Source organism: Streptomyces sp. NPDC031497, from assembly GCF_055580905.1.
On record NZ_JBVIKO010000001.1, the window covers coordinates 167912 to 181750 of the forward strand.

Here is a 13839-nt window from a genome sequence, read left to right on the forward strand (position 1 = left end):
ACCGCATCTCTCCCGACGACGCGGCACGGACGATCCTGCGCGGTGTCCGCAGGGACAAGGCACGCGTACTCGTCGGGTCGACCCGAAGACCTCGACGTCTTCGTCCGGAACGCAGGGCCTTCCCACCAGCGCATCACCGCGCCCGAACGTCACAGCATCCATGAGGTAGAGGAGAGCCGCCGATGCCCACCCCTCCGACCAGCCCGCTCCTGCGTCCCCTGCGGATCGGCACGCTCACCGTGCCGGGGCGACTCTTCAAGTCAGCGACCAGCGAGACCCGTGCCACCGACGACGGGCACGTGACGGACGAACTGCTCGAGTTCTACGAACCCATGGCGCGGGCCGGGACCCCGCTCATCGTGACCGGCAATCTCTACGTCTCCCTGCAGTCCAAGTCCGCGGGACGTCAGGCCGGCATCGACGCCGACGACAAGAAGGCCGGCCTGCGGGACTGGGTCGACCTGGCGCACAGCGGCGGCAGTCTCCTGATCGCCCAGCTCAACCACGGCGGCCGTCAGATGGTCAGGTCGGCCGACCCGGGCAAGGCGCCGGTGTCCGCGTCAGCGGTGCGCGAGCCCCTGTACGGAACGAAACCGCGGCCCCTGCGCCGGGACGAGATCCCAGGAGTGGTGGAGACCTTCGCGGCCGCCGCGGAGCGGGCCCAGGACGTGGGATTCGACGGTGTGCAGATCCACGCCGCCCACGGCTACCTGCTCGGCCAGTTCCTCACCCCGCACACCAACCGCCGCGCCGACGAGTACGGCGGCAGCCTGGACAACCGGATGCGCCTGCTGCGCGAGGTGTTCCGCGCGATACGCACGCGCGTCGGCAACAACTTCCCCGTCCTGCTCAAGCTGAACGGCACGGACATGCTCCCGCTGCGCCGGGGGACGACGACCGCCGAACTCGTACGCGTCGCCGAGGTGCTGGAAGGCGAAGGCATCGACGCGGTGGAGATCTCCAGGGCGCACTACGAGTCGTGGCCGGGCATGATCCTGGGACACTACAAAGGGTTCGTCCGCGGACAGATCACCGAGGGCTCAGGGATGTCGATGACGCGTCGGCGACGCCTGGCGATGCTCGCTGCCGCTCCCGTCATCGAACGCGTCGCAGAGCGTCTCGCCCCCGGCGGCGAGGGCTTCAACCTCCCCCAGGCCGAGCAGTTCACCGCGCGGCTGGACATCCCAGTGATCTGCGTCGGTGGCTTCCACACGAGGCAAGGGATGGAGTCGGCCATCGACAGCGGCCGCTGCGACGCCGTCTCGGCGGCCCGGGCCATGATCGCCGACCCCTTCATGTTCAGGAACATGCAGGACCCCATTCCGGGCCGGCCAGTGTGCGAGTACCGCAACGGATGCATCGCCCGTTTCGGCGGCAAGCCGATCGACTGCTACGTCGAGCCGATCCGCACCCAGAAGAACCACATGCTGCAACGGACGGAGCAGGCGTGAACCGCATCCCGAGCGACCACGAGCCCCTTGGCGCCCGCCTGGGCAGCACGACCAGCGGGAGTACGACCGCTCCTGTACCGACCACCTCGGGGATCTTCCCGGTCTGGCTCCGCGAGGACCTGCCGAGAGAAGTCGCCCGCCAGTACTGGAAAGGACCGCACGCGCGGATCGTCGCGCGGCTGCCCAGCATCACCGAATACCTTCAGCATCACTTCTCCCCCACCGATCACTGCTACTGGCCCGCGTCCCCCACCGTGGGCACCGTCGTCCCCCCGAACTGGCGCTGTGACGGCATCGCCGAGGTGCGGATGGTGAGCATGGCCGGCGCGCTCACCATCCCGGTCCACATGCGAGAGGTGTACCTCGACGAGCAGAACGTCTTCGACCGGGTTCTCGGAAACCTGACCGGCCCACGGGGAGGCCGCTGGTGGACCGACGGCCACGACGCCGGCGTCGGTCACCGCACCGTCCTTCTGCTGCGCCGACGGCGCGGAGTGAGCCGCCGCGCGTTCCGCAAGTACGTCCACGATCGCATCGGCCCCGCGCTCCATGAGGCCGGCGCGCGCGACCTGCGCACATACACCTTCCTGCCCTGGACCTCGCTTCCGCACCCCACGCCCGGCATCTCTCACGACAATCCGACCTTCCGCCGCTATCACGGATGTGTCGTCCTCGGAGCCGACAACCGCTCCGCCATGGCCGAGATCCTGGCGTCCAAGCAGGTCACCGATCTGGTCGCCGATCAGCACACGGTCATGACAGCCGTCCACGCGTTCACCGTCGAGCACACCGAGCCGGTCATCAGGACGGGCCCCCTGGTCCGGCCCTGACACTGGCCACCTGTGGGAGAGGAACCGGAGCCAGCACCCGTTCCTCCTCCCCAGCTGCCACTCTCCACTGAATTCGCACGCTCTCATCCCGTCGGCACCAAGAGACCGTGCCTTTCACCGTTGGCCTGCGTGTCACCCGGCTTGCACCTGCCGCCGCGCCTGTCACTCAGCGTGCCTACGACTCCGGCTTGACGGACGGGACTCCCGTGTCACACCCACCCCTGGCAACTGCCATCTCCGGGGAGAACGAGATGTGCTCCGCGTCGGCCGCTTCTCCCCGCCGCGGGCCAACGGTCTTGCTGAACGTTGGGGCGTCAGCATTACTGAGCGACGATCGAATCGCGCCTTGGTCGATGTGGTGGCCGCCACCCCGCCCGGCATGGTCATCGGCGCTGTCGTGCGGCTCTCCTTCACCGGCTCCGGTGGTATCGCCCCGGCTGGTTCCTGGCCCTGGCCTGCGGCCACCCGCCGGCGACAAGTTGATCGACCGTGTCGCAATGATCAGTACCGTCGTTGATCCCCGTGATTCGCCCTGCCCCGGCAAGCGTGGGAGACGACATGCAGACGAACCGCCCCTGGGACAAGGCCGTTGTCATCGGCGGGAGTTACGCGGGGCTGGTGACCGCGCGGGTGCTGGCCGACTTCTTCGACGAAGTCGTCCTCGTCGAACGGGATGCCGTGGACGAGGACACCGGTGCTCATCAGGGTGCGCCGCAGGGCTATCACGCGCACGCGATGCTGGCCAAGGGCGGCGAGATCCTGGAACGGCTGTTTCCGGGACTGCGGGAGGAACTGCGGGAAGCCGGTGCGCCGGTGTTCGACTACGGGCAAGGCATCGACTTCCTGCTGCCAACCGGACTGGCACCCCGCGCACGGACGGGGGTGCAGATCCAGACGTTCACCCGCGACGAGCTGGAGCGTCGGCTGCGGCGCAAGGTGCTCGCGCTTTCCGAGGTCACGCTGATGGCCGCCACGCACTGCTCGGGTCTGACCCGGGATGCCTCGGGGCGGGTGACCGGTGTGACGTGCCGGCAGCAGGGCGCGGAAGCGATCGACCTGGCCGCCGATCTGGTCGTCGACGCCTCCGGGCGGTCCAGCTCGCTGGAGGACTGGCTGGGCGCGGCCGGTGTCACGGTCCCCCCGAAGCGGACCGTGAAGGCGAAGGTCACCTACACGTCGATGAACTTCGACCGGCCCCAGGAGGACCACCCGGGCCACCCGGACTTCTACATCGCGTACCAGATGCTGTTCGCTCCCCACGTGCCCCGGGCCGGGGTCCTGCTGGCCGTGGAGCGGAACCGGTGGACGTGCTCACTGTTGGGCTTCCAGGACCCGCCGCCGGCCGACGACACGGGCTACCTGCGGTTCGCGCAGAGCCTGGACAACCCGCACCTGGCCCAGCAGATCGGACAGCGCACGGTCCAGGAAACCACCCATCGCTACACCAACGTCGACAACCAGTGGCGGCCCTACCACGCCGTCAAGAACTGGCCGGACCGGCTCATCGCCGTCGGGGACGCGGTCTGCGTCTTCAACCCCGTCTACGGCCAGGGGCTGACCGTGGCCGCGATGGAGGCGGAGCTGCTGCACCGGACGCTGGCCCGTCGTAGCGCGTCCGGGAAGCAGCTGGACGGGATGGCAGGCGGTTACCAGAAGCGAGTGGGTCGGCTGCTGCTCGGCCCGTGGACACTCTCCACGAACTCGGACCTGATGTGGAACCCGGACCACCGGCCCCTGGGGGCGCGATTCGCGCACTGGTACAACACGAGGCTCTTCCAGGTCGCAGTGAAGGACGAGGCCGTCTGGTCGAGGTTCGTGCGGGTGGTGAACATGGTCGCCTCTCCCGCAGTACTGTTCCATCCCGCCGTGGCTCTGAAGGTGCTGTCCACCGCGTTCGCCCCACGAGGCTGACCACACTTACCAACCGGCGCACCCGGCCGACGGGCCTTCCGGAACACGCCCAACGATCAGCATCCGGCACCCTCCTGGGGAGAATCCGGGGAGAATCGACTGCCGCACGTGGCAGAGAGTCGCCGATCGAGTGGCAGGGGCCGACTCCAGAAAGTCTGTCCATCAACGCTCTCACCTCTTGGAACCCGCCAAGCGGACAGGTTCCCCCTTTTGAATTTGAAGAACAGCCGCTGCTTCCCAAGCCAACAGCGACCGGCAGGTCAAGGTCCGTGGCTTCCGGGTCGAGACCGCCGTCACCTCATCACCGCACCGCTCGGTCCCGGGCTGTCGGATCCAGGACCGGCCTTCGGAGACGGGTCGTGGTCCCGGACATAGACGGTGACTCGCGCCCCATGGACATAAGTTGTTCCGTCCTCGCGGAAGTGGCGCCGCAGGGTGCTTGTTTTCGCTTCCTCCTGCGGGTCGGTCGGCGCGTGCGCACCCGCCGGGTCGCGGACCGCGACGATCCGGTCGAATTCCAGCATGCGTGCCGCGATGTCCTGGGCGGGAAGCTCGACACCTGCAAGTGTGTTCGACGAAACGGGGTCTTGTGCCAGGGCCAGATCCGTCAGGAAACGGGTGTCCTCGGGGGTGGCCGCGGTCCACGCCCGGTACCGGCCGGAGAGATAGAGCAGCCCGTCGCCGGGACGGCCTTCCCTGCGTACGGCGGCGCCGATGGCGGTGACGTCATTGCTCCGGCTCTGGGGCGTCCTCAACGACAGGCTCGTCGGGACGAGCGCGGCCAGTACGGCAACCGCCGCGATCCACGCGTAGCGGGTAGTCCGCTGCCACCGGAGGAAGTAATCCATCCAAGCGCCCAGCAGCAACGCGATTCCGATACTGCTGTAGAGCACATACCGGTCGACGAAAAGGGGCTTGACCAGTGAGGCGATCAGCAGCAGGAGGCCCGGAAGTACGACAATCGGCACAGCCAGCGCGGGAAGCCGCACGGGCCCCCTCACCCGCAGGGGCGCCAGGGCACATGCCATGCCCACGACCGCCACAGCCAGGAACCCGGGAAGCCGCACCGGTCCGCCGATCCAGGAAACCTGCCCCGACTGCCCCGCACTACAGATCGCCAGCGGCAACAGCCCGGCCACAACGCCCGCGGCGGCCGCACTCCACGCCCTCAGCACCGGTCGTGGAACACGGGAGACGATCAGTGTGACGCCGTGTGCAGCCAGGGCGAGGACCGCGAACTCATGGAGCAGACAGGCCAGCAGCATGGTGGAGCCATAGACCGCCCACCGCCACCGGGCGCGATGCGGGACGCTGACCACGAGCGCATAGGTGGCCCAGGTGACCAGGGCACAGACCATGGCATACGAGCGGCCTTCCTGCGCGTACTTCTGTACCTGGGGAAGGAGCGCGAACACCAGCCCGGCCAGCAGCCCGGCACGCGGTCCCGCCAGGCGTAGCCCCAGCAGCCCGACTCCACTCGCCGCCGCGGACATTGCGAGCACGGACGGCAGCCGCAATGTCAGCAGCCCTCCGCCGAAGAGACCGAAGAGCTCATGCATCACGGCGTAATGGAGAGCATGGACCAGATCGACATGCTGGGCGGTGAGCCATATCTGCGATAGATCGCGGTGCGCGAGCTGACAGGTGACGGCCTCGTCCCCCCACATACTGTTCTTCCTGCGGATACCCCAGAGCCCCAGAGCGATGGTCAGCGACAGGGGCGCGATGACGACAACGGCTTTGGCCGGGCCCGGTGATCGTCGACGGGCGGGAGGGGAAACCGTCCTGGCCACGGCGGGGCCCCGTACATCAATGGACATCGGCGACAGCGCCTTTCAGCAGTGGCGAAGACACTGCGCCAGCGTGCCCGGACCTCGCTTACCGGAGGCTGACCCAACCTGACCGGCCGATCAGGAAGGCGGCCCGACGCTGTGCGAAGCTGCACCGCATGCGCATCCTGGTGGTCGAAGACGAGGTGGACCTCGCCCGCACCCTGCACACCGGTCTGACCGCCGAGGGCTACAGCGTCGACCTCGCCCATGACGGCCGGCAGGGACTGTGGATGGCCCGGACCGGCGAATACGCCCTTGTCGTACTGGACTTGATGCTGCCCGGACTCAACGGCTACAAGGTCTGCGCCCAGCTGCGCCGGGAGGGCAACGCGACACCCATCCTGGTACTCACCGCCAAGGACGGGGACTGGGATCAGGCAGAGGCCCTGGACACGGGGGCCGACGACTACCTGGCCAAACCCTTCTCCTACATGGTGCTCGTCGCACGACTGCGGGCCCTGGTCAGACGGGCCGCCACGGTCGCCCCGCCCGTCCTTGCCGTGGGCGACCTCTCGTTGGATGTCGCGAGCCGCGTCTGCCGCCGGGCCGGGGCCAGGGTGGAACTCACCCCTCGGGAGTTCGCCGTCCTTGAGCTGCTGGCCCGCCGGGCGGGCCAGGCGGTCTCCAAATCGGATCTGCTCTATCACGCGTGGCCCGACGAGGCCCAGGATCCCAACCTGGTGGAGGCGCGCGTCAGCGCACTGCGCAAGAAGGTGGACTCCGCGTTCGGCCGACGGTCCCTGCAGACCGTACGGGGTACCGGCTACCGGCTGGTGGACGACCGTGAACGCGACTGAGCCGCGGCGCCGCTGGTGGCCGCGTTCGGTACGAGCCCGCACGGCCCTGGCCGCCGCCTCGGCCGCCGCCGTCATCCTGGCCGGCATCGGCTGGTGGCTGCACCACGACGTCTACCGCCAGGGCACGCAGATCGCCGAAGGACAAGCCGAGCAACAAGTCTGGGCTCTCGTCGACCAGTTGAACGGGGGTGTGGTTCCCGCTCGCAAAAGCACCTTGCTGCCGTACGAGGTCGTCGCGACCGGCCGGCGCACCGCTGTCGCCTACGGCGGAGGCATGGAAGCCTTCGCTCCCGGCACCCGCCATGTGCTGCCCGCCCCATCCGAGGCCAGGGAGCCCGGAAGCTTGACGATCCTTCCCCTCCGCATACCGGTGCGCGACTCCAACTCCAGGGACAGATTCGATATGGCCGGCAGGACCTACACGGTCATGTTCGCCGATGTCAGCGCCGATGAACTCAGCAGTGACAAAGTCGCCGCTCTGGGCGTCGCCGCCGACGCCCACCTGCGGGTCTATGTGGTGGTGCTCCCGCGCACAGCCGAGGCAATCGCCAAGACCACCGACCTCCTGCTGCTGCGGGCCGGGCTCGTCAGCCTCGTGCTGATCGCCGCCGTCACCTACTTCGCCGTCCGCATCGCGCTGCGGCCGGTCGAAGCCATCCGCGTCCTCACCGCCTCGGTCACCGCGAGTGACCCCCGCGAACGCGTCACCGTCCCGGCCACGGGACACGAGATCACCGCCCTGGCCACCACCATCAACACCACCCTCCAACGCCTCGACAACGCCGCCGCCCAGCAACGCCGCTTCGTCGCGGACGCCGCCCACGAACTACGCAGCCCCCTCACCACACTGCTGGCCAGCCTGGAAGTCGCGCTCGCCTACCCGGAACGCACCGACTGGCCCGCCGCGGCCACCACCGCCGCACGACAGACCCGCCGCCTCCAGGCCCTCGCCGAAGACCTGCTGCTCCTCGCCCGCCTCGACACCCGCACCTCCATAGCCGACCCCGAAACCGTCGACCTGACAGCCCTCGCCTCCCGGCTGACCGAGCAATACCCCCTCCCCGAACGACCGTTGACCCTCACCTGCGACAGCACCGCCCCCGCACACGCACACGGAAACCCCGACGAATACGAACGGCTGCTGCGCAACCTCATCGACAACGCCGCCCGCCACGCCGCACACCGCATCCAGATCACCATCCGAAACCAGGACGCGTGGGTCGTCCTCACGGTGCACGACGACGGGCCGGGCGTGCCCACCGAGGACGCCGAGCGCATCTTCGAACGGTTCGTCCGGCTCGACGACGCCCGCTCCCGCGACCACGGCGGCACCGGCCTGGGCCTCGCCATCGCCCGCGACCTGGCCCACCGCCACCGAGGCACCCTCACCCTCACTCCCCGGACCCTCGGAGCATGCTTCCAACTGCGCCTTCCCCGAGCCGCCACCCCAGCCGAGAAATGACGCGGTTCACCGCGGCAACGTGGGACCATGACGGGCTCTGGGGAGCCCCTGGGAAGAAGTGACGCGGGGGCTGCTCGGATCGCTCTCGGTCGCGGGGCGCGGCGGGACATCGTGCACTGGAGGGGCGGGAGTGAGTATGACTCTTCCGGTACCGAGCACCCGAGGTGCGGGGACACACGTCCCCCGCGTTGGTTCCGGCGAGGAGAGCAGTGATGCCGGCAGGTTCCAGCCCCAAGCGGGAGCGGCAGTACGAGCACATCAAGGACAGCGCGGAGAAGCGGGGAGCTTCCGCCGGGCGCGCGAAGGAGATCGCCGCGCGGACAGTCAACAAGGAGCGGGCCCGCTCCGGCGAGGCACGCCAGGCGAGCAAGGCCTCCACCCAGGACAAGAAGTCCGCCTCGCAGCGCGGGGGCGAGCGCTCGCACCGAGGCCCGGTGAGTCCCACCAGGGACCAGCTCTACGAAGAGGCCAGGAAGCGCAACGTCCACGGCCGCTCCGCCATGAACAAGCAGCAGCTGCGCAAGGCCCTCGGCCACTGACCCATCGCAATACGTCGCGGACCCGCCGTCTCGGTCTCGGTCTCGGTCTCGCGACATCGTCACGAGGTGGAGGAGGAGTCATGCCGCGAGCGCGTGAAGAAGCCCGTTTCAGACATCCCCGGCACGAGCGCCGAGGAGAGGCTCGGCTACCGGCTGTGGCGGCGACACTCGTCGCTATCGCGCTCTACCTTTTCCTGCCCCAGCGGCTCCTGATCGCCCCTCGCTATGTACTGCCCGCCCTGGAGTGTGTGCTGCTCATCCCGCTCGTGGCGATCAACCCTCGACGGCTGACGCGACAGACGCGGGCGTTCCGTGTCCTGTCCCTGACGCTCGTGGCGGTGATCGCGGCGAGCAACCTCCTCGCGCTGGGCACCCTGGTCCATGAGCTGGTGTCCGCCCAGGTGAAGGACGGCCGGGCGCTGTTGGTGGCCTCCTTGCAGATCTGGCTCACCAACGTCATCGTCTTCGGTCTGGCCTATTGGGAGCTGGACCGTGGCGGCCCGGTCAGCCGGACCCAAGTGCCCCGTGAGGAGCTGCCGTTGGCGGACTTCCGATTCTCACAGGACGAGAACGACGACGCCGTCCAGGAGGTCTCCGACGGCGCCAGCAAAAATTCCGACTGGGTGCCCACCCTGATGGACTACCTCTACGTGTCGGTGACCAACTCCACGGCCTTCAGCCCCACCGACACCATGCCACTCTCCACACGCGCCAAGTTCCTGATGAGCGTGGAGAGCGTCACCGCCCTCCTGACCTCGCTCCTCGTCATCGCACGGGCGGTCAGCATCCTTCACTGAAGGCGCCGCGGTCCACTCACCAGCGGGCCCCGGCGTCACCGCAGGCCTCCGTCGGCCGGCAGCTGCTCCAGGTCAGCCACGGCGGGCGCGCGACAGTCCTCGGGCGGTTTCAGGACTTCCGGGCAGCCGCCGCCGGATACGAGAACACCGGCTCCACAGGAACCTGGGCTGGTCAGCGCTGCTCGCCTCGTCCCTCGAAGTCCCGTCGTACGGCCGCGCCTTGGTCTTCCACCAGCCCCGCGTCCTCCGGAACATCCAGGACGGTCGCGCAGTGCTCGCACAGTTTCCCGTCTCCGGCCGGTGTCCCGCACACCTTGCAGAACCGGTTGGCCTGCAGGTCTTCGGTCGTCAGGCCTTCGGTCTTCTCCGTCATGATCTCTCCCGGGGGTGAACAGCGACCGCTGCCGGGGGTCCCGAGCAACAGCGAAGGTCTATTGGTGTGGTGGCCGTGTCGGCGTGTCCACGTCGCGTGTCTTGGCGTCGGGCGCGCGGAAACATGCGCTGACCGACTTTCCGTGGGAACAGAGGTGCGACTCCCATGTGTCGGCCATGGCGTCCACGAGGAGCATGCCGCGCCCGCCGAGGCTGTCCGTGCCGGCCGCGCGAGGAAGTGGCAGGTCGCCGGACTTGTCGTACACGGAGACATGCAGGCAGTGGTCGTCGCAGGTCATCACCAACTGGGCGCTGCTGTGGGCGTGCCGGTACGCATTGGTCACCAGCTCGGAGACGGTGAGCAGGATCGCGTCCACCGTCTGCGGAGCGGCGCTGGTCCAGCCCCGCGCCTCCAGATGCTCACGCGCCCAGTCACGGGCGGTCTTCACTTCGCTGTTCAAGGGCAGCGAGCGCGCCCAGCCCACTGCCCGGAGCGACGAACCTTCCACGGCGATCCTTTCTCATGAGACGAGTCCGGTCGGCGACAGCCGCAAAGCCTTTCCACCGGACGGTGAACTTGGGCCGGCGACGCGGATCGGCAGCGGCTCAACACGCCTGTCCAGCCACCCTGAGGGCTCCGGCAAGCTGCTTGATGCGCCCGTTGCGTCTGACATGACGCCCCGTTCCCGAAGCACTGTGCCCGCCCTGATTCGGATACCCCCGACACGTCGACTCAGCCCTGTCCCGGGCCTGCGGTCGCGGCAGTGCTGCGAGAGGTTCCTCCCGCGCCTGCGGGAGGCGGGAGGAACCGGGGACAGGCCCCGGCCGGCACCCCGGACCGGAACGATCACCAGCACGGGCTGGTCGACCGGCGCACCGGGGCGGCGTCGGCAGGATGGGGTGGGAGGGGGCGATGCAGGGCGTCCGCGGCCGTTCCTGGTGCCCGAAGGGCGTACGGCCACTGCCTCCAGGAACGTTCGTTGCCCCGCCCCGGCACTGTTCGGCCGGGACGGGGCAACGGTCGGGCCGCCTGCTCACGCAAGCGCGCTACGGGGTCGCGCCGTCACAGGAGCGGGCCGGGATCTCCGGGCCGAACGCGTCCACGCCAGCCGTCGCCGCCGCCCTCGCGCTCCACGTAGTCCTTGAATCGGTGCAGGTCCCCCTTCACCCGCCGGTCGATCATGCCCAGCGCGTCCGCGCCCTTCTCGACGACACCGGTGGGTTCGACGTCCATGGTCAGCTCGACCCGGGTGTGCGTGTCGTCCAGTCGCTCGAACCGGACCGATCCGCTCTGCCGGGTGTCGCCGCCCACGGATCGCCAGGTGATCCGGTCGTCCGCCAGCTGGTCGACGATCTCGGTGTCGAACTCGCGCCGCACCCCGCCGATCTTGGTGATCCAGTGGTTGTGCCGGTCGTCGAGCTGCCTGACCTCCTCGACACCTTCCATGAACTGCGGGAACTCCTCGAACTGAGTCCACTGGTCGTACGCCGTGCGGAGCGGAACCTCCACGTCGACCGCTTCCTTGACCGTACTCATGAGTCCCTCCTTACGTGTTCCTCGCCGGGGCCGCGGCCTCAGGGGCGGACCGGCTCGCCTCAGCGTGTGCGAGACCCCGAGTACCCGGGAAAGCGGCCCGAAGACTCACGGCCCGGTCGCTGGGAGACATCGGTCTGCTCCTGCGGGGAACCCGTCCGGTCATCAGCACCCAGGACACCCCCGCCCGGCAGGGCGCAGTGGTCCGGTGCCAAGGCCGGGACGAATGAGGCGCTCACCGTGGAAAACCGCAATGATCCCGACGACGTCGCGCTGTCGTCGTACGAACGCGTCGCCCTGTTGCTCATCGAGGCGGAACTCCGCCAGGACCGACGTCTCGCCCGGCGTATGCGCCTCCCGGGCGCCCGGCCGTGGCTGCCCCTGTCCGTGGCCGCCCTGACCTGTGCCTCACTGCTCCTCCTCGTCATGGGAATCCTCACCGCCGACCTCGCCGTCCTGTGGTGCTTCACCGCCGTGTGGCCCGTCACCCTCCTGCTGGCCTTCCGGCTGCTGCGCCATCCGACCAACATCGGCGACCGCACCAGGCCATGACCGTGAACTCCACGTCGGCGCGCGGTGGTTGACGTCGGCGGGTCCGGTTGCGCGGCAGCGGAACCCACACGCGACCCGCCCCAGCCCTGACCGACCGCACAGGCGTGTGGACCGGGGGTACCCGCACGGTCTAGCGGCAGATCAGCACGCCGGCCCGCGAACGCCGACGCTCCGGCCCGAGCGGTCGCGGGCCGAGCGGTCGTGGGCCCAGCGGTCACGGCGACGGTGGGACGGTCAGGATCCGACCGGCGTGCCGGGACTGCCGTCGTACGCCCTTTGCACGAGGGTCTGGCGGCGCCGCCGTCCTTCGGGGAACGGCACTCACCGGTGCCGCGGAAACCCGAGTGCCCCCGTCGCAGCCTTTAAGCCCTCCGACGTGCCCGACAGCGGTCGCGCTGGTACGGCCGCACGCCGACCGTTGTGGTGGCGTCTGCTCCGACGAGCGGTGAGGCGCCGTTGGCCGGGTACACGGACACACGATCAGACGGTGGCAGGAGAAGGCCGGTTGGCCGTCGCCCACGGCGATCCAGGACCTTCGGCGAGCACGAACGGACGTCGAACGGCTCAGGACCTGCCGCAACGCCGACGAAGGACAGGTGAGCACCCATGACCGCAGAGGGTTCCCCACGCACCGACAGCGGAGCGCGGGAACCGGTCGGCGAGCTGGTCCAACGTGCCTCGCAGCAGTTGTCGCAGCTGGTCCGCGACGAAATGCGCCTGGCGCAGGCGGAAATGGTCCAGAAGGGCAAGCGGTTCGGCGAGGGCGGCGGGTTGTTCGGCGGCGCCGGCCTGATGGGAGTTCTCACTCTGCAGGCGCTGACGGCCACCGTGATCGCCGCGCTCTCACTCGTCATGGATGTGTGGGCGGCTGCGCTGATCGTCACCGCGGCCTTGGCCGCCGTCACCGCGCTGATGGCGGCTCTCGGCAAGCGGCAGATCAGCAAGGCGTCCCCGCCGATGCCGGAACAGACCATCGACAGCGTCAAGGCCGACGTAGCCGAAATCAAGGAGAAGGCACAGCGATGACCCAGGACAAGCCGTACACGGGCGATGAGGCAACACCCTCCACAGAGCAACTGCGTGAGCAGGCCGAGGCGACCCGCGAGGAACTCGGCGAGACCGTCGAGGCGCTCACGGCCAAGGCCGATGTCAAGGCCCGCGCCCAGGACAAGGCGGACGCCGTCAGGCAACAGGTCGCGGAGAGGACGGCACAGACCGAGACCCAACTGCGGGACAAGGCAACACACGTGATCCATATGGTGCAGGACAGGACCCCGGAGCCGGTGCGCACCAAGGCCGCCGCGGCTACCGAGCAGGTCCGCGACAAGGCAATTCATGCCGGTCAGCTCGCCTGGGAGAAGACCCCGGAGCCGGTGCGCGAGAAGGCCGGCCAGGGCCTGCGGGCGGCGCGGGCCAACCGCGCCCCGCTGCTCGCCGCGGCCGGCGCGTTCATCGCGCTGCTGCTCATCCGCCGCTCCAGGAAGCACCGATGAAAGCGAGCAAGGTCGCTTACGAACCACTCGGCATGGCCATGAGCGCCCTCAGCGGCATGCCGGCCGGTGCAGCGTTCAAGCAGGTCTGGAATCGGCTCGGCCACGACGAAGACGCCCCCAACGCCACCGGCGAACCCCGCACCTGGTCCGAGGCTCTGTCCGCAGCCGCCCTGCAGGGAGCGATCTTCGCCGGTGTCAAAGCCGCCGTCGACCGCGGCGGAGTCACCGCCACCCGTCGGCTGACCGGCACCTGGCCCGGCTGACCACTC

15 protein-coding genes are annotated in these 13839 nt (G+C 69.1%); 11 read left to right on the forward strand and 4 right to left on the reverse strand.

What is annotated here, in order from left to right; translation table 11 throughout:
• Window positions 1-182: 182 nt before the first annotated feature.
• The 3 genes from ACZ5K7_RS00825 to ACZ5K7_RS00835 all read left to right on the forward strand — a co-directional run bounded on the left by ACZ5K7_RS00825 (window position 183) and on the right by ACZ5K7_RS00835 (window position 4192).
• Window positions 183-1451 (forward strand): oxidoreductase, encoded by a 1269-nt coding sequence (locus ACZ5K7_RS00825; RefSeq protein WP_468908921.1) that lies wholly within the window; start codon window positions 183-185, stop codon window positions 1449-1451.
• The gene (locus ACZ5K7_RS00830; RefSeq protein WP_468908924.1) at window positions 1448-2281 is read left to right on the forward strand and encodes a hypothetical protein; all 834 of its coding nucleotides are present in this window, start codon (window positions 1448-1450) and stop codon (window positions 2279-2281) included. Before ACZ5K7_RS00825 ends, ACZ5K7_RS00830 begins: the two co-directional genes overlap by 4 nt.
• Before the next feature lie 558 nt (window positions 2282-2839).
• Window positions 2840-4192, forward strand: a complete 1353-nt coding sequence (locus ACZ5K7_RS00835; protein ID WP_468908927.1) for an FAD-dependent oxidoreductase — start codon at window positions 2840-2842, stop codon at window positions 4190-4192.
• A 293-nt stretch (window positions 4193-4485) separates the two neighbouring features.
• On the opposite strand, the gene ACZ5K7_RS00840 is transcribed toward ACZ5K7_RS00835, so the two are convergent.
• On the reverse strand, window positions 4486-6012 hold the full coding sequence (locus ACZ5K7_RS00840) for a glycosyltransferase family 39 protein (RefSeq protein WP_468908930.1): 1527 nt from the start codon (window positions 6010-6012) through the stop codon (window positions 4486-4488).
• A 128-nt stretch (window positions 6013-6140) separates the two neighbouring features.
• Here ACZ5K7_RS00840 and ACZ5K7_RS00845 point away from each other — a divergent pair, with 128 nt between their 5' ends.
• The 4 genes from ACZ5K7_RS00845 (at window position 6141) to ACZ5K7_RS00860 (ending at window position 9619) form a co-directional block, all read left to right on the forward strand.
• A complete protein-coding gene (locus tag ACZ5K7_RS00845) occupies window positions 6141-6821 on the forward strand; it encodes a response regulator transcription factor (RefSeq protein WP_468908933.1) in 681 nt (226 codons plus the stop codon).
• Entirely contained in the window at window positions 6808-8283 is a 1476-nt protein-coding gene (locus ACZ5K7_RS00850) for a sensor histidine kinase (protein WP_468908936.1), read from the forward strand. Before ACZ5K7_RS00845 ends, ACZ5K7_RS00850 begins: the two co-directional genes overlap by 14 nt.
• A gap of 212 nt (window positions 8284-8495) precedes the next feature.
• Window positions 8496-8822, forward strand: coding sequence for a plasmid stabilization protein (locus ACZ5K7_RS00855; RefSeq protein WP_468908939.1), 327 nt, complete (start codon window positions 8496-8498; stop codon window positions 8820-8822).
• A 155-nt stretch (window positions 8823-8977) separates the two neighbouring features.
• Complete coding sequence (locus ACZ5K7_RS00860; RefSeq protein WP_351697890.1) at window positions 8978-9619, forward strand: hypothetical protein; 642 nt, start codon at window positions 8978-8980, stop codon at window positions 9617-9619.
• A 172-nt stretch (window positions 9620-9791) separates the two neighbouring features.
• Here the strand turns inward: ACZ5K7_RS00860 and ACZ5K7_RS00865 are convergent, their stop codons facing one another.
• The 3 genes from ACZ5K7_RS00865 to ACZ5K7_RS00875 all read right to left on the reverse strand — a co-directional run bounded on the left by ACZ5K7_RS00865 (window position 9792) and on the right by ACZ5K7_RS00875 (window position 11528).
• Entirely contained in the window at window positions 9792-9992 is a 201-nt protein-coding gene (locus tag ACZ5K7_RS00865) for a hypothetical protein (protein ID WP_468908943.1), read from the reverse strand.
• Between the two features lie 58 nt (window positions 9993-10050).
• Window positions 10051-10500: an ATP-binding protein gene (locus ACZ5K7_RS00870; protein ID WP_468908946.1), complete on the reverse strand. Its 450-nt coding sequence runs from the start codon at window positions 10498-10500 to the stop codon at window positions 10051-10053.
• A 554-nt stretch (window positions 10501-11054) separates the two neighbouring features.
• A complete protein-coding gene (locus tag ACZ5K7_RS00875) occupies window positions 11055-11528 on the reverse strand; it encodes an SRPBCC family protein (protein ID WP_351697881.1) in 474 nt (157 codons plus the stop codon).
• Between the two features lie 237 nt (window positions 11529-11765).
• On the opposite strand from ACZ5K7_RS00875, the gene ACZ5K7_RS00880 reads away from it, so the two are divergent.
• The 4 genes from ACZ5K7_RS00880 to ACZ5K7_RS00895 all read left to right on the forward strand — a co-directional run bounded on the left by ACZ5K7_RS00880 (window position 11766) and on the right by ACZ5K7_RS00895 (window position 13833).
• Complete coding sequence (locus ACZ5K7_RS00880; protein ID WP_468908949.1) at window positions 11766-12077, forward strand: DUF3040 domain-containing protein; 312 nt, start codon at window positions 11766-11768, stop codon at window positions 12075-12077.
• Window positions 12078-12683: 606 nt separating this feature from the next.
• Window positions 12684-13103: a phage holin family protein gene (locus tag ACZ5K7_RS00885; protein WP_468908952.1), complete on the forward strand. Its 420-nt coding sequence runs from the start codon at window positions 12684-12686 to the stop codon at window positions 13101-13103.
• The gene (locus ACZ5K7_RS00890; RefSeq protein WP_468908955.1) at window positions 13100-13570 is read left to right on the forward strand and encodes a DUF3618 domain-containing protein; all 471 of its coding nucleotides are present in this window, start codon (window positions 13100-13102) and stop codon (window positions 13568-13570) included. The genes ACZ5K7_RS00885 and ACZ5K7_RS00890 overlap by 4 nt, the downstream gene beginning before the upstream one ends.
• The gene (locus ACZ5K7_RS00895) at window positions 13567-13833 is read left to right on the forward strand and encodes a DUF4235 domain-containing protein (RefSeq protein WP_351697869.1); all 267 of its coding nucleotides are present in this window, start codon (window positions 13567-13569) and stop codon (window positions 13831-13833) included. Before ACZ5K7_RS00890 ends, ACZ5K7_RS00895 begins: the two co-directional genes overlap by 4 nt.
• Window positions 13834-13839: the final 6 nt, after the last annotated feature.

Excerpts from the sequence above, each read along its gene's own strand:
- ACZ5K7_RS00825 (WP_468908921.1), top strand. The coding sequence starts at position 183 with ATGCCCACCCCTCCGACCAGCCCGCTCCTGCGTCCCCTGCGGATCGGC.
- ACZ5K7_RS00835 (WP_468908927.1), top strand. The coding sequence starts at position 2,840 with ATGCAGACGAACCGCCCCTGGGACAAGGCCGTTGTCATCGGCGGGAGT.
- ACZ5K7_RS00840 (WP_468908930.1), bottom strand. The coding sequence starts at position 6,012 with ATGTCCATTGATGTACGGGGCCCCGCCGTGGCCAGGACGGTTTCCCCT.
- ACZ5K7_RS00845 (WP_468908933.1), top strand. The coding sequence starts at position 6,141 with ATGCGCATCCTGGTGGTCGAAGACGAGGTGGACCTCGCCCGCACCCTG.
- ACZ5K7_RS00855 (WP_468908939.1), top strand. The coding sequence starts at position 8,496 with ATGCCGGCAGGTTCCAGCCCCAAGCGGGAGCGGCAGTACGAGCACATC.
- ACZ5K7_RS00865 (WP_468908943.1), bottom strand. The coding sequence starts at position 9,992 with ATGACGGAGAAGACCGAAGGCCTGACGACCGAAGACCTGCAGGCCAAC.
- ACZ5K7_RS00875 (WP_351697881.1), bottom strand. The coding sequence starts at position 11,528 with ATGAGTACGGTCAAGGAAGCGGTCGACGTGGAGGTTCCGCTCCGCACG.
- ACZ5K7_RS00885 (WP_468908952.1), top strand. The coding sequence starts at position 12,684 with ATGACCGCAGAGGGTTCCCCACGCACCGACAGCGGAGCGCGGGAACCG.
- ACZ5K7_RS00890 (WP_468908955.1), top strand. The coding sequence starts at position 13,100 with ATGACCCAGGACAAGCCGTACACGGGCGATGAGGCAACACCCTCCACA.
- ACZ5K7_RS00895 (WP_351697869.1), top strand. The coding sequence starts at position 13,567 with ATGAAAGCGAGCAAGGTCGCTTACGAACCACTCGGCATGGCCATGAGC.